This is a genomic window from Alcaligenes sp. CHO6 (assembly GCF_037120595.1).
Classification (GTDB): Bacteria; Pseudomonadota; Gammaproteobacteria; order Burkholderiales; family Burkholderiaceae_B; genus Alcaligenes; species Alcaligenes ammonioxydans.
The window spans coordinates 94,816-113,783 of the sequence record NZ_JBANCI010000003.1; the positions used below are offsets into that span (position 1 = coordinate 94,816).

General features: G+C 58.6%; 13 protein-coding genes and 1 tRNA gene. 13 read left to right on the plus strand and 1 reads right to left on the minus strand.

The window, feature by feature from the left end; genetic code table 11:
• Positions 1–51 precede the first annotated feature (51 nt).
• From V6936_RS12600 to V6936_RS12640, 9 genes are all read left to right on the plus strand, one after another.
• Positions 52–1,374, plus strand: coding sequence for an MFS transporter (locus V6936_RS12600; RefSeq protein WP_336579960.1), 1,323 nt, complete (start codon positions 52–54; stop codon positions 1,372–1,374).
• A 19-nt stretch (positions 1,375–1,393) separates the two neighbouring features.
• Positions 1,394–2,344, plus strand: coding sequence for a carbon-nitrogen hydrolase family protein (locus V6936_RS12605; RefSeq protein ID WP_003805062.1), 951 nt, complete (start codon positions 1,394–1,396; stop codon positions 2,342–2,344).
• A 469-nt stretch (positions 2,345–2,813) separates the two neighbouring features.
• Positions 2,814–5,888: a formate dehydrogenase-N subunit alpha gene (gene fdnG / locus V6936_RS12610; protein ID WP_153008905.1), complete on the plus strand. Its 3,075-nt coding sequence runs from the start codon at positions 2,814–2,816 to the stop codon at positions 5,886–5,888.
• Between the two features lie 3 nt (positions 5,889–5,891).
• Positions 5,892–6,809: a formate dehydrogenase subunit beta gene (fdxH, locus tag V6936_RS12615; RefSeq protein WP_003805067.1), complete on the plus strand. Its 918-nt coding sequence runs from the start codon at positions 5,892–5,894 to the stop codon at positions 6,807–6,809.
• Positions 6,802–7,455, plus strand: a complete 654-nt coding sequence (locus V6936_RS12620; protein WP_003805069.1) for a formate dehydrogenase subunit gamma — start codon at positions 6,802–6,804, stop codon at positions 7,453–7,455. The genes fdxH and V6936_RS12620 overlap by 8 nt, the downstream gene beginning before the upstream one ends.
• A gap of 77 nt (positions 7,456–7,532) precedes the next feature.
• A complete protein-coding gene (gene fdhE, locus V6936_RS12625) occupies positions 7,533–8,459 on the plus strand; it encodes a formate dehydrogenase accessory protein FdhE (protein ID WP_059318177.1) in 927 nt (308 codons plus the stop codon).
• Between the two features lie 84 nt (positions 8,460–8,543).
• Positions 8,544–9,962, plus strand: coding sequence for an L-seryl-tRNA(Sec) selenium transferase (selA, locus tag V6936_RS12630; RefSeq protein WP_131071863.1), 1,419 nt, complete (start codon positions 8,544–8,546; stop codon positions 9,960–9,962).
• Positions 9,959–11,878 carry a selenocysteine-specific translation elongation factor gene (selB, locus tag V6936_RS12635; RefSeq protein WP_301606039.1) on the plus strand — a complete coding sequence of 640 codons (1,920 nt, stop codon included), beginning with the start codon at positions 9,959–9,961 and terminating at the stop codon, positions 11,876–11,878. The genes selA and selB overlap by 4 nt, the downstream gene beginning before the upstream one ends.
• Positions 11,879–11,965: 87 nt before the next feature.
• A tRNA-Sec gene (locus tag V6936_RS12640) sits at positions 11,966–12,061 on the plus strand.
• 64 nt (positions 12,062–12,125) lie between these two features.
• On the opposite strand, the gene V6936_RS12645 is transcribed toward V6936_RS12640, so the two are convergent.
• Positions 12,126–12,908 (minus strand): aldolase, encoded by a 783-nt coding sequence (locus V6936_RS12645; protein WP_301606040.1) that lies wholly within the window; start codon positions 12,906–12,908, stop codon positions 12,126–12,128.
• 529 nt (positions 12,909–13,437) lie between these two features.
• On the opposite strand from V6936_RS12645, the gene V6936_RS12650 reads away from it, so the two are divergent.
• The 4 genes from V6936_RS12650 to mnmH all read left to right on the plus strand — a co-directional run bounded on the left by V6936_RS12650 (position 13,438) and on the right by mnmH (position 18,882).
• Complete coding sequence (locus tag V6936_RS12650; protein ID WP_301606041.1) at positions 13,438–15,420, plus strand: ligand-gated channel protein; 1,983 nt, start codon at positions 13,438–13,440, stop codon at positions 15,418–15,420.
• 174 nt (positions 15,421–15,594) lie between these two features.
• Positions 15,595–16,683 (plus strand): hypothetical protein, encoded by a 1,089-nt coding sequence (locus V6936_RS12655; RefSeq protein WP_301606042.1) that lies wholly within the window; start codon positions 15,595–15,597, stop codon positions 16,681–16,683.
• 70 nt (positions 16,684–16,753) lie between these two features.
• Complete coding sequence (gene selD, locus V6936_RS12660) at positions 16,754–17,788, plus strand: selenide, water dikinase SelD (protein WP_301606043.1); 1,035 nt, start codon at positions 16,754–16,756, stop codon at positions 17,786–17,788.
• Positions 17,788–18,882: a tRNA 2-selenouridine(34) synthase MnmH gene (gene mnmH / locus V6936_RS12665; RefSeq protein WP_336579961.1), complete on the plus strand. Its 1,095-nt coding sequence runs from the start codon at positions 17,788–17,790 to the stop codon at positions 18,880–18,882. Before selD ends, mnmH begins: the two co-directional genes overlap by 1 nt.
• Positions 18,883–18,968: the final 86 nt, after the last annotated feature.

An 18,968-nucleotide genomic window follows, 5' to 3' on the forward strand; every position in this document is an offset into this window, starting at 1 on the left:
ACAACCACAATAAGGGCCAGGTACATACCTGCCCCACTCGAGGAGATTGTTATGGGCACTGCTACCATCGCCCCTTCCCACGCCAAACCGGCCCCCCCAGGCCAGCCGGGTCTGAGCCGAAAACAAGTGCTTGCCGTAGGTATCGGCAACTTTATGGAATGGTTTGATTTCGCGATTTACGGCTACTTTGCAGCCGTCATTGGCAGCATCTATTTTCCATCCGACGCCGCCGGGGTTTCCCTGTTGTCGTCCCTGGCCGTATTTGCGGTGGGCTTTGTCTCACGTCCCTTTGGTGCACTGATTCTGGGTCCCATTGGTGACCGCTTCGGGCGCAAGACCGTGCTGATGATTACCGTCTTTGGCATGGGCGTCTTTACCACCTTGATTGGCCTGCTGCCCGGTTACGCCACCCTGGGTATCACAGCGCCTATCCTGCTGGTCATCCTGCGTTTTTTGCAAGGCATGATGGTGGGCGGAGAATGGTCGGCAGCCGGTATTTTCCTGGTGGAAAGTGCCCCCGCCCATCGTCGCGCCAGTGCCGCCAGCGTGGTCACCTTTACCGCCGGTATCGCTTTTCTGGTGGGGACCGCCACAGCAGCCGCCATCAATGCCAACCTGAGCGATGAGCAAGTCTACAGCTGGGGCTGGCGTGTACCTTTTGTGCTGTCCATTGTGATGACGTTCATTGCCGTCTTTATCCGTCGCAAGCTCAATGACACGCCGGTCTATCACGAGCTGCAGGAAAAGAAGGCCAACCACACCCTGGAGCGGGTTTCGTCCAAAGACAAGTTCAATGCCTTTGTCCTGTCCTTCGCATTTTCGGCCCTGTTCCTGGTGTCGCTGTATTTCTTCATCACCTACGCCAATAACCACCTGGTCTCCGTTTTGGGGCTGAGCAAGACAAATGCCCTGTGGCTGTGCAGTGCGTCCCTGGTGGTGTATTGCATCCTGCACCCGCTGGTTGGCCGTTTCTCGGACCGCTACGGACGACGCAAGCTGGCCTTGTTTGCCGCCGCTGGCCTGACCGTCATGGCCTACCCGATTTTCCTCTTGATGAACACTGGCAAACCGGCCCTGATCCTGCTTGGCCTGACCATTCTGGCCTTTCTGGTAGCCATCTCCGCCGTCATGAACGTGGTGCTGCTGGTGGAAGTATTCCCGGCGTCAATCCGCTCCACCGGCGCCGCCTTGGGCCACAACGTTTCATCGGCTCTGTTGGCCGGACCGGGCCCCTTCATTGCCGCGGCTCTGATCCAGTACACCGGCAACCCCAACGTACCGGCCTGGTATCTGGCCGCGGTATCCCTGGCGAGCTTGCTGATTCTGTATACCCGCCTGCCCGAAACTCAACATGTGGACCTGTCCGCGGGCTAACCCCTAAAGGAGAGTAGTTATGAGCAAAGTTGCTGTTATACAAGCGGCATCCATTCCCTTTGACTCTGCCAGCAGTGTCGACAAAGCCGCCACTATCTTGCAGCGCGTTGCGGCCAACGGCGCCACACTGGCGGTCTTTCCCGAGGCCTTTCTGGGGGGCTACCCCAAAGGCATCAGCTTTGGCAGCGTGATCGGCAATCGTCGTCCCGAAGGCCGCGCCCTGTATCAACGGTACGTTGAGGGTGCCGTCACCTTGGGCGGCCCTGAACTGGAAGCCCTGGCCGAGGCGGTCACCCAGACCGGTGTCTACACCGTGATGGGCGTAATCGAAAAAATGGGTCGCACCCTGTACTGCACCGCCTTGACGCTGGCTCCCGGCAAAGGCGTGGTGGGCATTCACCGCAAGCTGATGCCTACCGGACAGGAACGTCTGGTATGGGGGTTTGGCGATGGCTCCACCATGGGGGCAGTCGACACGCCACTGGGCCGTCTTGGCAGTGTGATCTGCTGGGAAAACTATATGCCGGCCCTGCGTCAGACCATGTACGCCCAGGGTACTGAAATCTACTGCGCGCCTACTGCTGACGATCGCCCCACCTGGGCCTCGTCCATGATCCACATTGCCGTCGAAGGCCGCGTGTTTGTGCTGTCCGCCTGCCAGGCCATCCGCCTGAACGCCTATCCCGACGCCTTTCAGAAGGAATTTGCTCTGCCCGGCGAATTTGCACCGGACAGCTACGTCATGCATGGCGGCAGCATGATCGTCAGCCCTACCGGCCAAGTGCTGGCCGGCCCGGTATTCGACGAAGAAACCGAGCTGTACGCCGAGCTGGACATGGATTTGCTCAAGCAGGCCAATCTGGACTTTGATGTCTACGGCCACTACTCGCGCCCCGATATCTTCTCCCTGCATGTGGACACCCGTGCCAAACAGGTAGTAAGGCTGCAAACCGAAAACTCAGACGAGTAAAGCCGCGACGCCCTGCGTCGTAAGAGAAAGCGGCCCCATCGCGCCTGTCAGGTGATGGGGTCGGGCCTGCGGGACACAACACAAATCGTCTGCGCTGTACGCTGGGCCAGGGGTTCTTTAACGGCGCTTTGCCGACCGCAAGCTCCGGTGAGGTCACTGAGCCCCCGCTTCTGCTCCTCGTGCGCGTTGACTATCTAACGGTGTTCAGACCGAGTCCTTCAAACACAAGGCCGAATTTAAAAAATCCCATGCAAATAGTAGGTGAATACCCGCATCACCGACTACACTTGCGGCTTCGGCGTGAAAACCTCAATAGAATCAAGATCGTCCTTGATCAATTTGGTACGCGCTTTGGACAGTAAGGCATACGCTCAACGCTTATACTGTTCAACTATAAAACAGGGGCAACGCTCATAAGGCCACCCCCTGCAGATTTCAAACACGAAAACACATCCTATTGGAGAGCCGCATGGTTAACATGAATCGGCGTCAGTTCTTCAAAGTGACGGGGGCCTCGCTGGCCAGCTCCAGCATGGTCTTGCTGGGCGCTGCGCCCACCCCCGCCATGGCGGAAGTCAGGCAGTACAAACTGACCCGCATGACAGAGACGCGAAATACCTGTCCTTATTGTTCTGTTGCCTGTGGGGTACTGCTGTACTCTCGCGGTGACGGCGCCATGAATGCCGAGCCCAGCGTGGTTCACATCGAAGGCGATGCCGATCACCCCGTCAATCGCGGCACACTCTGTCCCAAAGGCGCTGGCCTGGTGGATTTCATCAAGAGCCCCAACCGACTCAAATATCCGGAATACCGTGCCCCCGGCTCGGACAAGTGGGAACGCATCTCCTGGGAAGACGCTTTCTCGCGTATTGCCAAGCTGATGAAGGAAGACCGCGACGCCAACTTCCAGACCACTGCCGACGATGGCACCGTGGTGAACCGCTGGCTGACCACGGGCATGCTGGCTGCCTCGGCAAGCAGTAACGAAGTGGGTTACGTCACCCATAAAGTCATCCGCAGCATGGGTGTTCTGGCGTTCGATAACCAAGCACGTGTCTGACACGGCCCGACGGTGGCAGGTCTTGCCCCGACGTTTGGCCGTGGAGCGATGACGAACCATTGGGTCGACATCAAGAACGCGGATATTGTGCTGATTATGGGCGGCAACGCAGCCGAGGCGCACCCCTGTGGTTTCAAATGGGTAACCGAGGCCAAAGCACACAACAATGCAAAACTGATCGTCGTGGATCCACGCTTTACGCGTTCGGCATCCGTGGCGGATTTTTACGCGCCTATACGTACTGGCAGCGACATCACCTTCCTGGGTGGCGTCATCAAGTACCTGTTGGATAACGACAAGATCCAGCATGAGTACGTGCGCAACTACACCGATATGCCCTTTATCGTGCGCGAGGACTTTGACTTCGAGCAGGGGCTGTATTCGGGCTACAACGAAGAGAAACGCAGCTACGACAAGTCCTCCTGGGACTACGAGCTGGGCGAGGACGGCTACGTCAAGACCGACCCCACCTTGCAGCACCCCCGCTCGGTCTACCAGTTGCTGCGCAAACACTACGAGCGCTACACGCCCGAGATGGTGGAACGCGTCTGCGGCACGCCCAAGGACAAATTCCTGAAAGTCTGTGAGATGCTGGCCTCGACCGCAGAGCCCGGTCGTGCAGGCACCATTCTGTATGCACTGGGCTGGACGCAACACAGTATTGGTTCGCAGATCATCCGTACCGGCGCCATGGTGCAGTTGCTGCTGGGCAATATTGGTATTGCCGGCGGTGGCATGAACGCGCTGCGCGGGCACTCCAACATTCAGGGCCTGACGGACCTGGGTTTGATGTCCAACCTGCTGCCCGGCTATCTGACCTTGCCCAACCAGGCCGAGAAGGATTTTGACGGCTATATTGGCGCGCGCGCCCAACAGCCACTACGTCCCAATCAGCTCAGCTACTGGCGCAACTACAAGAAGTTCCATGTCAGCCTGATGAAAGCCTGGTTCGGTGATGCCGCCCAGGCCGACAACAACTGGGCCTACGATTACCTGCCCAAGCTGGACAAGCTCTACGACATGCTGCAGGTGTTCGAGCTGATGGACGAAGGCAAGATGACAGGCTATATCTGTCAGGGCTTCAACCCCCTGGCGGCAGCGCCCTACAAGGCCAAGCTGCTGCGTGCGTTCTCCAAGCTCAAGTACATGGTCATCATGGACCCGCTGGTCACGGAAACGTCGGAGTTCTGGCGTAACTACGGCGAGCACAATGATGTCGATACCGCCTCCATCCAGACCGAAGTCTTCCGACTGCCCACCACCTGTTTTGCCGAGGAAGAAGGCGCACTGGTGAACTCGGGTCGTTGGCTGCAATGGCACTGGAAGGCCGCCAACCCTCCGGGCGAGGCCAAGAGCGATATTGAAATCATGAGTACGCTGTTCACGCGTATCCGCTCGCTGTACGAGAAAGAAGGCGGCGCCTTCCCTGATCCGATCCTGAACCTGTCCTGGCCCTACTCCAATCCGGACGATCCGACCGCCGCTGAACTGGCCAAGGAGTATTCCGGACGTGCCCTGGTCGATCTGGTCGATCCTAAAGACCCGACCAAGATCACACGCAAGGCCGGCGAGCAGCTCGATGGTTTTGGCGAACTGCGCGACGACGGCAGCACGCTGAGCGGTTGCTGGATCTATGCCGGCGCCTGGACGCAGCAAGGCAACCTGATGGCTCGCCGCGACAATAGCGACCCAACCGGCATCGGCCAGACGCTGAACTGGGCCTGGGCCTGGCCAGCGAACCGCCGGGTGCTCTACAACCGGGCTTCCTGTGACCTGAACGGCAAACCGTTTGACCCGCGCCGCAAGCTGATTCACTGGGACGGCAAGCGCTGGGTGGGGGCGGATATCCCTGACTACAAGGCCGATGAGAACCCGGCTGACGGCATGGGACCGTTCATCATGAACCCCGAAGGGGTAGCCCGCTTCTTTGCCCGTAAAGGCATGGCGGAAGGCCCATTCCCCGAGCATTACGAGCCCTTTGAAAGCCCCTTGAGCTACAACCCGCTCAGCCCTGATGAGCCTCGTGCCATCACCAACCCGGCAGCCCGTATCTTCAAGGACGACCTGGCCGCCATGGGTACGGTAGACAAGTTCCCCTATGTGGGTACCACCTACCGCCTGACCGAGCACTTCCACTACTGGACCAAGCACGTCAAGCTCAACGCCATCGTGCAGCCCGAACAGTTTGTGGAAATTGGCGAGGAACTGGCCAAGGAAGTGGGCATTGTGCAGGGCGACCGCGTCAAGGTGTCCTCCAACCGTGGCTACATCAAGGCCGTGGCGGTGGTGACCAAACGCATCAAGGCCCTGAACGTGGATGGCAAGATCGTCCATCAGGTGGGAATCCCGCTGCACTGGGGCTTTGTGGGTCTGGCCCGACCCGGTTTCCTGATTAATGCGCTGACCCCGCCAGTAGGCGATGGCAACTCGCAAACGCCGGAGACCAAGGCCTTCCTGGTTCAACTTGAAAAGGTTAAGGAGTAAGCCATGGCCTTGCAATCACTTGATATCAAACGGCTCTCCGCAACCACCACCCCATCGCCCAGCGTGCGCGAGCCCGTGGGCGGAGAGGTGGCCAAGCTGATCGACACCAGTAAGTGCATTGGCTGTAAGGCCTGTCAGGTCGCCTGCATGGAATGGAACGATACGCGTGACGAAATCGGCCACAACGTCGGGGTGTATGACAACCCGGCCGACCTGACCGACAAGTCCTGGACCATCATGCGTTTTGCGGAGTATGAGAACCCCGCTGGCGATCTGGAATGGCTGATTCGCAAAGATGGCTGCATGCACTGCGAGGACCCGGGCTGTCTGAAGGCCTGCCCCTCGCCGGGCGCCATCGTGCAGTACACCAACGGCATCGTCGATTTCCACGAGGAAAACTGCATTGGCTGCGGCTATTGCGTAACCGGCTGTCCCTTCGATGTGCCTCGCATTTCGGAAAAGGACAAGAAGGCCTACAAGTGCACCTTGTGTTCGGACCGTGTCGCTGTTGGTCAGGAGCCGGCCTGTGCCAAGACCTGTCCGACTGGCGCAATTGTCTTCGGAACCAAAGAAGACATGCAGCAGCACGCGGCCGAGCGTATCGAAGACCTGAAATCGCGTGGCTTTGACAATGCCGGCCTGTACGATCCGGCCGGCGTGGGCGGCACCCACGTCATGTACGTGCTGCACCACGCCGACAAGCCCGAGCTGTACAGCGATCTGCCCAAAGATCCGCAAATCAGCCCGATGGTCTCGTTATGGAAGGGCGTGGCCAAGCCCCTGGGGGTCGCGGCCATGGCACTGACCGCCCTGATTGGTTTCTTCCACTACATCCGAACCGGTCCTAACGAGACTGACGAGGAAGACGAGCGCCGCGCCGACGAGGAAGCACGCAAGATCCAGGAGGCCCACCATGACTGATCACAACCGCAAGGACCTGATTCAGCGCTACACCACCAGTCAGCGCATCAATCACTGGATCATTGCCATCAGCTTTGTGCTGCTGGCCTTGTCCGGTCTGGCGCTGTTTCATCCGTCCATGTTCTGGCTGAGCCATCTGCTAGGCGGCGGGCCCTGGACACGCATTCTTCACCCATTCATTGGCGTGGTGATGTTTGTGTGCTTTTTCCTGTTTGCGGCTCGCATGGTGCGGCACAATATGTTCTCCAAGGGTGACGCAGCCTGGCTGCGTCACTTCAAGGACGTACTGGACGCCAAGGACGAGCGTATCCCCGAGGTTGGGCGCTACAACGCCGGGCAAAAAATCCTGTTTTTTGCATTGGTAATCTTCATGATTGGCCTGCTGGCAACCGGTGTGGTGATGTGGCGCGAATACTTTTCCGCCTTCTTCCCCATCTGGGCCATCCGTCTGGCCTCCGTGCTGCACGCGGCCTGCGCCTTGCTGATGATTTGCGCGATTATCGTGCACATCTACGCCGGGATCTGGGTCAAGGGTTCGGTCAAGGCCATGACCCGCGGCACGGTGACCCGCGCCTGGGCCTGGAAACACCACCGCGCCTGGTTCCGTGAGGAAATGGAAAAAGGTCAACGCCGTTCCGCCAAATAAGCGGTAATCTGCTTTATCAGTAACCCGGCTGCCATGCGCCATTTCGGGCATGGCAGCCTTGTTTTCAGGAGTCTGTCTTGCAACGCATCCTTCCGCGCGGCGAAATTGAAAGTCTGGACCACACCTCCATCCCCCGACTGCGCCTGCCTGTGCGAGCCAGCGTTTTTGCGGACCGGGCGGCGCGTCTGCGTCAACTGGCTGCCGACAACCCCGTCGGCGCCTATCTGCAGTTGCTGGCGCACCTGGTGGACGGCCAGCACACGCAACTAAGCGCCCTTTCCCCCACTGAGCTGCCCGCTGATGTGCTGGAAACAGCCCAACGGCACGGCATGCCGCCCTTGTTGGCCTCGGGCTGGAAGCGCGATCCGCAGTGGCTCAGCATCTTGAGCAACCTGCTCAATCACATGATCCAGAACCCGGACGTGCCCGCTCCCGCGCAAGAGGTCTGCCAGGGCCTGCTGAAAGCAGCCCAGTCCGATCCGCAAAAGCTGGAAGACCTGGCTGACGCGATTCTGGCCGAACAACTGCCGGAACAAGAGGGCGCCGCGGCCCCTTTTGTCATGGCCGCCTTGCAGGTGTACTGGACGCACCTGGCCTGCTCGCTGACCGAAGGCCAACTGTCGGTCACCAGCCCCTTTGGCGTGTGCCCGTCCTGCGGCAGCCTGCCCGTATCCAGTGTGGTGCGTGTCGGTGGTCGTGAAGACGGTTGCCGTTATATGTGTTGCCCTCGCTGCAGCGTGGAATGGCATCTGGTGCGAGTCACCTGCTCGCACTGCGAAAGCACCAAAGGCGTGGCTTACCACGCGATCGAGGATGGCCCGGAAGGAATCAAGGCCGAGTCCTGTGACAACTGCCACACCTACCGCAAAATCTTCTATCAGGAAAAACAGCTGGGCATTGACCCGGTTGCCGATGATCTGGCCAGTCTGGCTCTGGATGTCTTGATGGGCGAAGCAGGTTATTCCCGTGCCAGCGGCAATCCCCTTCTTTGGCAGCAGTCTTAAGCTAAGATTCCCCTACGCCTTGCTGTCGTGCACGCAAGGCGTAGCCGAGAGACCTTGCCCACAGACTTTGCCTGCCTTTGAATGATGAGCCCCACTCCCGAACTCTCCCCCGCCCACATCCCCTCCCTGGACCGCCTGCTGCGCTCGTCAGAGTTCCAGCCTTTGCTGCGCCAGTTTGGCCACTCCCGCCTCAGTCAACACACTCGCGGTCATTTGCAGGCACTGCGGGAAGCGGTGTTAAAGGGTGCGCTAAGCTCCCAGGATCTGGAGCCCGCGCAGCTCGCCAAAGCCCTGCAAGCACAGTTGCAAGCAGAGTCCCGCTTAAAGCTGCGCCCGGTCTTTAATCTGACCGGCACCGTGCTACACACCAATCTGGGGCGTGCCATGTTGCCAGAGGACGCCATTCAGGCCGTTGTCCAGGCCATGCGCTCACCCGCCAATCTGGAATTTGATCTGGCAACCGGGGGGCGAGGCGATCGTGATGACCTGATCAGCCCCTTGCTGTGCGAACTGACTGGCGCCGAGGCCGCTACTGTCGTAAACAATAATGCAGCTGCCGTGCTGCTGATGCTCAGCACCCTGAGTCCCCAATGCGAAACCGTGGTGTCACGCGGCGAGCTGGTTGAAATTGGCGGAGCCTTTCGCATTCCCGACATCATGAAACGCGCCGGGGCGCTTTTACATGAAGTCGGCACCACCAACCGTACCCATGCGGCCGATTACGACAACGCCGTCAACGAGCGCACCGCCATGTTAATGAAGGTGCATTGCAGCAACTACGCCGTCAAAGGTTTCACCAAAAGCGTTTCGGTAAGGGAAGTGGCACAGATCGCCAAAAAGCACGGCCTGCCCACCAGCGTCGATCTGGGCAGTGGCACCTTGGTTGATTTAAGCCAATGGGGCCTGCCACCCGAGCCTACCGTGCGCGAAACCATCGAAGCGGGCGCCGATATCGTGACTTTCAGCGGTGACAAGCTGTTGGGTGGCCCACAGGCAGGCCTGATCGTAGGCCGCGCCGATCTGATCGCCAAGATCAAGAAGAACCCGCTCAAACGCGCCTTGCGTGTAGGCAAAATCACGCTGGCAGCACTGGAGCCCGTGCTGGCCTTATACCGTTCGCCAGAGCGCTTGCCCGAGCATCTGACTACCCTGCGTCTGCTGACCCGACCTGCGGCTGAAATGCGCGCCCAGGCACTGCGTTTGGCACCAGTCCTGCAGCAATGGGTGGGCACACAATTTGCTGTCGAACCCACTGCCATGTTGAGCCAGATTGGCAGCGGGGCGTTGCCCGAAGATGTGCTGCCTAGCTTCGGGCTGCGCTTTGCCTACAAAGGGCCGGGCCGTCCGGGCCGCCATCTGACCCAACTGGAAGAACGCCTGCGCAGTTTGCCCCAGCCCGTCATCGGACGCATTGCGCAAGATGCCTTCTGGCTCGACCTGCGCTGTCTGGAAGAACACGCTGAACCGTTGCTCAGCGCACAACTGAATCCCGAGCAAGCATGATTGTTGGTACTGCAGGCCATATCGATCACGGCAAAACCACTTTGATCCGCGCCTTGACGGGCGTGGATACCGATCGTCTGGAGGAGGAAAAAAAGCGCGGCATCTCCATCCAGTTGGGCTATGCCTACACGCCTCTGCCCGACGGCCAGATCCTGGGCTTTATTGATGTGCCCGGCCACGAGCGCCTGGTACACACCATGGTTGCAGGTGCCACGGGCATTGATTTTGGCTTGCTGATCGTGGCGGCAGATGATGGTGTCATGCCACAGACCCGCGAACATCTGGCCGTGCTGCAATTGCTGGGCTTGAATGCCGGAGCCCTCGTACTGAGCAAGGCCGATCGGGCCGATACCGCTCGCCTTGAATCGGTCAAGGCGGAACTACGAGCGCTTGCTCACGGCACCTTTCTGGAACAGGCACCTGTCTTTGTGGTGGATGCCTTGAGTGAGGAGCATCCCGGCCTGCAAGCGCTGCGCCAGCATCTGCATACGCAGGCCATGCAATCGACCCGGCAGGAAGGGCAAGGTTATTTCCGTCTGGCCATTGATCGTGTGTTCACCTTGCAGGGCCACGGGACAGTGGTGACCGGCACCGTGCATGACGGTACGCTGGATCTGGATGGCCCCCCGGTAGACCTGCACCTGATGCCACGCGGCACGCCGGTACGGGTACGCAGTATTCATGCTCAGAACCGGGCCTCACGCCAGGCCCGCGCCGGACAGCGTTGCGCCCTGAACCTGGGTGGGATCGATGTGCAGGATATCGAGCGTGGCGACTGGCTGGCCGACGCCCGCTGTTTTATCCCTTCTACACGTATCGACGTGGAACTGAGCCTGCTGGACAAGGACATGCCCGCCTTGCGTACTTGGTCGCCCTGGCATGTGCACCTGGGCGCCGCGCACCTGACAGCCCATGCCGTGCCTTTGGAGGGCGACGCCTTGCAAGCCGGTCAGACCGCTAAGGTTCAACTGGTCTTTGACCGACCTATCTGCTCCATGACCGGTGAACGCTTTATCTTGCGCAACGCACAGGCCAGCGAAACAGTCGGTGGCGGGATTGTGCTGGACCCGAACGCACCAGACCGCAAACGACGCTCTACGACACGACTGTCCTGGCTGGACGCCCTGGCACAATGGGCGCGCGGCGGACCACTGGAAGGCCTGCTGGCCCACGCACCTTACGGCTTGGACGAAGCAACGCTCCTACGTCTGTCGGGTGGAACGCAGCACCGCTTGATCGCTCCTGCAAACGCCCGCTGGCACACCGGGTCCCGCCCACAAAGTCAGCCTATTTTGCTCGGTGATGCACGCCTGGAAGCGCTCTGCCAACACGTAGAAAGCGTGATGCTGCAGTTTCATGAGCGCTATCCGGACGAACCGGGCCTGTCCGTCAGCCGCTTGCGCCGCATGGCGGCACCCACCATGCCCGACGCGGTCTGGCAACTCTTAAGCGAGCATCTGCTGGCAGAACAGCGCCTGGCTCGACAGGGTGCCTGGCTGCATACCCCAGGGCACCGCGTCACGCTCAGTCCCGATGATCAAATCCTGGCCGCAGCCCTGCTGCCGTTAATCGACGCTGGCCGCTTCGATCCACCCTGGACACGCGATCTGGCCAAAGAAACCGAGGCGCCCGAGGAGCAGACGCGCAACGTGCTGCGCCGACTGGTCCGCCAAGGCGAACTGTTTCAGGTCGTGCATGATCTGTTCTACCACCGTCGTCAGATTGCGGCTCTGGCCCACATCGTCGAGGAACTGCACACGGGTCAAGGAGTCAGCGCCGCCCAGTTTCGGGACGCAACCGGATTGGGCCGCAAACGGGCCATTCAGATTCTGGAGTTTTTTGATCGTATCGGCTATACACGACGGGTGCGTGATCGCCATGTTTTACGAGGCGAGACCTGGGCAGCAGCGGATTGAACCAAAAGCGCGAAGTGGGTGCCGAAGCAGACGGCTCCCCGATCGTTGAAGCCTGACCGGCCCTAACGTATGATAGGGCCTCTTGAAGGAAAGCATCCGTGCCCGGTGGCACGGCCGGGCTTCAAACCCGGTTGGGGGCGTCAGACGTTCCCAGGTAGGTTCGACTCCTGCTGCTTTCCGCCACCTGCCTTTGAGCGAGAGATTGCCTGCGATCTCGAACGCCCCCAAGACTATTCACCCCTGGGTTTTACTCAAGTGCATCGGCATGATGCTTTAAAGCCTTGCGCACGTAATACTCGAAGCCAATCTCGGACCGGCGAGGGCGCAAGATCCAGTCATGTGCCTCTCGCCCCAGCTCCGGAAGAATCGGCTTGATCTGCCCGGCAGACATAGCCAGCAACTGCATCCGCGCGGCACGCTCGAACTGCAAGGCCAGCACACAGGCTTCTTCGATGGAGCCGGCCGCAATCAACATGCCGTGATGCGCCAGCAAAATCGCACGCTTGTTACCCAAGGCCTGGGAGATGATCTGCCCTTCTTCATTGCCGACAGGCACGCCAGGCCAGTCTTTCAGGAAAGCACAGTCCTCGTACAACGTGCAGTTATCCATATGAGAGACTTCTAAAGGCACGCCCAACATGGATAAGGACGCCACATGCAAAGGATGGGTATGGATAATGCAATTGACGTCGGGTCGTGCGCGATACACCCAGGAGTGAAAGCGGTTCGCCGGATTAGGCATGCCCTGCCCTTCCAGAACCCTCAGGTCCTCATCCACCAGCAAAATATTGGACACACTGATCTCATCGAAGCCCAAGCCTAACTGCTGGGTGAAATAGGTACCTTCCTGCTTGCCCCGCCCTGTAATTTGTCCCGCCAAGCCGGAGTCATGACCGCCGTCAAACAGAATTCGACAGGTCAGGGCCAACTTTTCTTTAACACTGCGTTCCGGAACCTGAAACTGAGCCTGCATCTGTTCCTGCGCGCGAGCGATCAACGTTGATTTGGACAAATCCATCGTCGTAGTCATGAGTATTCCTTGTGAACAGCCTGGAGCATCCAAAGACACAGAGCCTCGTGCTTGAACCAGGCCCCTGTGCAATTGAAAAGAAGTCGCTTCAGTGATGGCGATCCTGGCCCAGGCCAAGAACTGCTGTGAAGGCTGATACAGCATGGGCCGTATCCACGAGATGAAGAGCGTGTTGTTTGGAATTGTTCTGACTACTTCTTCAAGCAAGCATGTTTCCTTTAAAGCCAAATCCTGTCAATCAGGAAACCCTATTTCCTTACGAACCATAGGCTTTCAAGACTGATTTCGGGCTGCCAACGCTGAACGCTTGACCGTGGTGCTCTCCGCCTTCCGCCGTTGACGTTACAGTTATGTTGCAACCTAGCAACGCGTTTAGCAATTATTCTCATTTTCAATACCAATGCTGCATTTTGTTTTTGATTTGGAAATGAGAATGGGTATCATTAATGTCGCTGTACGGGGAATACGGCCAGTAAGAGCAAGGCAACCGCAGCACACGCTAAAAACAGACACAAATTGGAAGTCGTCAATGAAATCTCTCTTTACCGTAAAACGCTTGCCGCTCGTTCTGGCAAGCGTTTTTGCTGCCAGTGGTGCAGTTGCTCAAGACAGCACACCCGTTCAACTTAGCCCTGTTGTCGTAACCGCTTCGGGCTTTGAGCAGGATATTAAAGAAGCTCCGGCTTCGATTACCGTCATTACCCGCGAGGACCTGGAAAACAAGTTTTACCGCGATGCCTACGACGCCCTGTCAGATGTACCCGGCGTGATTGTGACGGGCGGTGGCGACCGTCGTGACATTACGATTCGCGGCATGAGCTCCAAGTACACGCTGATCCTCATCGACGGCAAACGCCAAAGCTCTACCGAAACACGGACCAACTCGGACTCTTCCGGTGTGGAAGGCGGCTGGACCCCTCCCCTGACCGAAATTGAACGTATCGAAGTGGTGCGTGGCCCTATGTCCTCACTGTATGGCTCCGACGCCATGGGCGGTGTAGTCAACATCATTACCCGCAAGGTGCCCAAGCAATGGGGGGGAGCCGTCCGCCTGGACAGCACCTTGCAATCGCATAGCCGCTCCGGCGATATCTTCCAAGGCAACTTCATGCTGGGCGGGCCGATCAAAGACGGCCTGCTGGGTTTGCAAGTCTATGGTCAGCAGACCAATCGTCAAGAAGACGATATCTACAACGGCTATCGCAAGCGTGAGTCCTTTGAAGTCGGGGCCAAGCTGAGCCTGACTCCTTCGGACAACCACAGCTTTGTGCTGGAAGGCAGCAGCAAGCGTCAAAAATACAACTCCACGCTGGGTAAAACCGTCGAACCCGTGGCTCCGGGTACCGCTTGCGGTCGCTTTGGCTGCCCCGCCAGCTCCGAAACGGATTACCGCGGTGAAAAAGTATCCTTGACCCACAACGGCAACTGGGGCTTTGCCACGTCCGACACCTACGTGCAGCAGGAAGACTTCAACAACAAGTCACGGGATATGCGCATCAAAAACACCGATGCACGTACCGCCTGGGTCGCTCCATTGGGGGATCATTTGCTGACTATCGGTGCTTCTTACCAGCATCAGAAGCTGAACGATGAAACCGGTAACCAGCTCACCACGGGCATCAGCCGCATCAAACGCACCCAGTGGGCGCTGTTCATGGAAGATGAGTGGAGCCTGACCAACCGCTTTGCCCTGACTGGCGGCCTGCGCTACGACCACGACGAAAACTTTGGCAAGCACGTCAGCCCTCGTATTTATGGTGTGTGGTCGGCCACCGACAACTGGACGATCAAAGGCGGGGTGTCCACAGGCTTTCGTGCCCCCGACTTGCGGCAAACCATCCCCGGTTGGGGCCAGGTCAGCCGCGGTGGCAATATGTACGGAAATCCTGATCTGAAGCCAGAAAAATCGCTGTCCCAGGAATTTGGGGTGATGTATGACACGCTGGAAGGCTTTTCTGCCGGCGTGACCCTGTTCAACAACGACTTCAAGGACAAGATCACCCGCGTGTCGTGCCCGAGCACCAAATGCACTGACGGTCCCAACCAGTTTGGTTCCAACCCAACCACCTACGAAAACGTGGACAAGGCAGTCACTCGCGGCATTGAAACCAATTTCACGTGGGATCTGGCCAAGGACTGGACCTTGAAGGCCAACTATACCTACACCGACTCCAAGCAAAAGAGCGGTCCTAACGAAGGTCAGCCTCTGAATCAGATGCCCAAGCACATGGCCAATGTCAGCCTGGACTGGCGCCCGACCGAGAAGATCAGCACATGGGCACGCGTGAACTACCGTGGCAAAGAAAGCGAGCCAGTCAGCTCGGCTTCCTCTTCCAGCACACGCGCTCCGTCCTATACCTTCGTGGACTTGGGCGGCACCTACAAGCTGAACAAGAACGTAGACCTGTACGCAGGCATCTACAACGTACTGGATAAACAAGTCCGTTATGAAGACTACAGCTACGTGGAAGATGGCCGCCGTTACTGGCTGGGCGTAGGCCTGCGTTTCTAAAAACCTTGCCCCCCGCCAATGGCCGGCACCTCGGGTGCCGGCCATTTTTATTTCTCCACGGCATTCGCACCTCTTACCCGACAGATAAGCGCTTCCTTGCGCCCCAACAGCGCTAGACTAAAGCCTTGTTCGCCAGTTTTCTGGCGCCTGAGTCACCACAGTCGGGAGCTGACCTTGTCGTCCGTCGAGCCTGATCTTGCGATCTATGCTGGCCCTCACGCCTATCGTCACATTCAAAACCATGGCTTGCATGCCAAAGACATCAGCACGCTGATTGGCAGCGCCGGAGGGCCCAAGGCCCTGGCACTGACCGGGCTGGATCAGTATCTGTTTGGAGACTGGCTCAACACTCATGACGAGCCGCTCTGGCTGTTTGGCAGCTCGATTGCCTCCTGGCGCTTTGCCTGCGCCGCCCAGAACGATCCCTACAAAGCCTTTGCGGACTTTGCCCAGCTTTACATACACAGCCCGTTTATGCCCCAATCCACCGTGGCGGACATTACGCGCTCGACGCAGGGCATGCTCCGAACCTTGCTGGGGAACGCGGACGCCCAGGCGGCCATCCTGAACCACCCACGTTATCGCTTTGCCATCACCGTTGCACGCAGCAAAGGCTGGGCCAGCTCTCGGAACCCCAGGCAGCTCGGCGCAGCCTTGCTGGGCTGCATGGTCGGAAACTATGTCCATCCTGCCATCCCTCACTGGTTTTTTGAGCGGGTCATTGTGCATGACACCCGCAGCCCCTTGCCGATTGAGGACAAGCATCGAAAACAGGCTCGCTATGCCGCGCTGGACGAACACAATCTGTTCGAGACCCTGGCAGCCAGCACCGCGATACCACTTGTGATTGACGGGGTGGATGCCGCTCACAACTGGCCTGCCGGGCTCTACCGGGATGGCGGTCTGGTCGATTACAACTTTTGCGCACTGGATCTGGAGGGCCCCGGCCTGAGCCTGTTTCCCCATTTCACCCAGAACATCAGTGCCAGCTGGTTCGACAAATACCTGCCACGCTGGCAAAAGGCACGTCGGCCACATAGCCTGGACAAGCTGGTTTTGCTCTGTCCCACACCCCGCTTTTATCAGCGGCTGAACGAGTGCAAAATTCCCAGCCGGTCCGACTACAAGCGTTTATCGGATGCAGACCGGCGTCAGGCTTGGCAAAACTCGGTGGAACAAAGCCAGCGCCTGGGCGAGCAGTTTGCTCAATGGGTGGCCACCGACCAGCTCGCGCAGCGTGTCCGTCCGCTCCTCTTCCCCTAGCTAAAAGCCTGCAGGACCCACAGGCAATTTAGTATCATTTCACCTTCAACCTATTTCCTGGTGCGTGCTCATGGATACCCCCGTTCGTCTGACCCAATACAGCCATGGAGCCGGTTGCGGCTGCAAAATCTCTCCCAAGGTACTGGACATTATCCTGGCCGGCAGTGGTGCCCAGAATCTGGACCCGAACCTGTGGGTGGGCAATACCTCCCGCGATGATGCCGCCGTGTACGGCCTGAACGAGGAAACAGGCGTCGTCTCGACCGCTGATTTTTTCATGCCCATCGTGGATGACCCGTACGACTTCGGGCGCATCGCCGCTACCAACGCCATCAGCGATATCTATGCCATGGGTGGCAAGCCGATCATGGCGATTGCGATTCTGGGCTGGCCCATCAACGTGCTGTCTCCGGAAATCGCGCGCGAAGTGGTGCGTGGCGGACGCGCCGCCTGCGATGCTGCCGGCATTGCCCTGGCGGGGGGCCACTCCATTGACGCGCCCGAACCTATTTTTGGTCTGGCCGTTACAGGCGTCGTGGATAAAGCACAGTTAAAGCGCAACGACACCGCTACCGAGGGCTGTCAGCTTTATCTGACCAAGCCTTTGGGCATCGGTGTTCTGACCACAGCCGAAAAAAAGGCCAAGCTGCGCCCCGAAGACCAGAATCTGGCTCGCGACTGGATGTGTACGCTGAACAAGCCCGGTAGCCGCTTTGCCCAACTGGCCGGCGTGAAAGCCATGACGGACGTAACGGGCTTTGGTCTGCTGGGTCACCTGATTGAAATGGCCGATGGCAGCGGCCTGACTGCCCGTTTGAATCTGGACCGCGTCCCTTTGTTGCCCGGCATTGAATACTATCTGGAACAAGGCTGCGTCCCCGGCGGAACCCAACGTAACTTTGACAGCTACGGCCACCGCATTGCCCCCATCAGCCAGGACCAGATCAACATTCTGTGCGATCCGCAAACCAGCGGTGGGTTGCTGATCGCTGTGGAGCCTTCTGCCACGGCCGAATTCATGACCATGGCGGCCGAACTGGGTTTGAAACTGGACGCCATCGGGGAATTCATCCCCGCCAACACCTACGCTGTTGAAATTGCTTGATGCGCCCTGACACCCACGACTACCGCGAGCTGTTCCTGAACGATGTGCCTTTGATGGACGCTCGCGCTCCCATCGAGTTCAACAAAGGTGCCTTTCCCGGCGCGTTGAACCTGCCATTGATGAACGATGAAGAGCGTCATCAAGTGGGTATCTGCTACAAGCAGCATGGTCAGGACGCCGCGATTGCGCTGGGCAATAAACTGGTCAGCGGTCAGATCAAGAAAGAACGGCTGCAAGCCTGGGTGCAATTCACGCAAGCGCACCCCGACGGTTATTTGTATTGCTTTCGGGGTGGTCTGCGCAGCCAGATCACACAAACCTGGCTACGCGAAGAGGCGGGCATTCGCTACCCACGCGTGGTGGGCGGCTACAAGGCCATGCGTGGCTTTTTGCTGCACAATCTGGAACAAACCATCAGCAGTGCCCGCTTTCAGATTCTGGGGGGCATGACAGGTACAGGCAAAACTGATGTGCTGCAGCAACTTGATCACAGTCTGGATCTGGAGGGCTATGCCCACCATCGCGGTTCCAGCTTTGGCAAACATGCCACTGGCCAACCCAGCCAGATCGACTTTGAACACCGCCTGTCCATTTCCATGCTCAAGAAAACCGCACAAGGGCATCAAGGCTTTGTGCTGGAAGATGAAAGCCAGACTATTGGTCGTTGCAGCCTGCCACTGAGCCTGTATCGTGGCATGCAGCAGTGGCCCATTATCTGGCTGGAAGACAGTCTGGAAAACCGCATTACGCGCATCGTGCGCGACTACGTTCAGAATCTGCACGCGGAGTTTACACAGCAGCACGACCCGCAAACCGGCTTTGCGCTGTTTGCCGAGCAACTGCGTCAAAGCCTGGCCCGCATCACCAAACGGCTGGGTCATCAACGCTACCAGCAACTATCAGCCATCATGGACGCCGCCTTGCAGGAACAAGAGCGTAGTGGCGCGCTGGACGACCACCGCGACTGGGTTGGGGGCCTGCTGACGCAATACTACGACCCCATGTACAGCTATCAGCGCGAGCAAAAAAAAGATCGGGTCATTTTTCAGGGTGATGCCGACGCGGTCCTGAATTATTTGCGTCACCAAAGCTGAACCCCATCTAAAGCCCGGCCAGCAAAGCCTGCCATCATTTCTCACAGATCAAGAGCTGACTGACGCCGACCCACACCCACTCTTGT

What these genes read in the sequence shown, in the direction of transcription:
- V6936_RS12620 (WP_003805069.1), top strand. Translation starts at nt 6,802, where the DNA reads ATGACTGATCACAACCGCAAGGACCTGATTCAGCGCTACACCACCAGT.
- selB (WP_301606039.1), top strand. Translation starts at nt 9,959, where the DNA reads ATGATTGTTGGTACTGCAGGCCATATCGATCACGGCAAAACCACTTTG.
- mnmH (WP_336579961.1), top strand. Translation starts at nt 17,788, where the DNA reads ATGCGCCCTGACACCCACGACTACCGCGAGCTGTTCCTGAACGATGTG.
- V6936_RS12600 (WP_336579960.1), top strand. Translation starts at nt 52, where the DNA reads ATGGGCACTGCTACCATCGCCCCTTCCCACGCCAAACCGGCCCCCCCA.
- selD (WP_301606043.1), top strand. Translation starts at nt 16,754, where the DNA reads ATGGATACCCCCGTTCGTCTGACCCAATACAGCCATGGAGCCGGTTGC.
- V6936_RS12645 (WP_301606040.1), bottom strand. Translation starts at nt 12,908, where the DNA reads ATGACTACGACGATGGATTTGTCCAAATCAACGTTGATCGCTCGCGCG.
- V6936_RS12605 (WP_003805062.1), top strand. Translation starts at nt 1,394, where the DNA reads ATGAGCAAAGTTGCTGTTATACAAGCGGCATCCATTCCCTTTGACTCT.
- fdxH (WP_003805067.1), top strand. Translation starts at nt 5,892, where the DNA reads ATGGCCTTGCAATCACTTGATATCAAACGGCTCTCCGCAACCACCACC.
- selA (WP_131071863.1), top strand. Translation starts at nt 8,544, where the DNA reads ATGAGCCCCACTCCCGAACTCTCCCCCGCCCACATCCCCTCCCTGGAC.
- V6936_RS12650 (WP_301606041.1), top strand. Translation starts at nt 13,438, where the DNA reads ATGAAATCTCTCTTTACCGTAAAACGCTTGCCGCTCGTTCTGGCAAGC.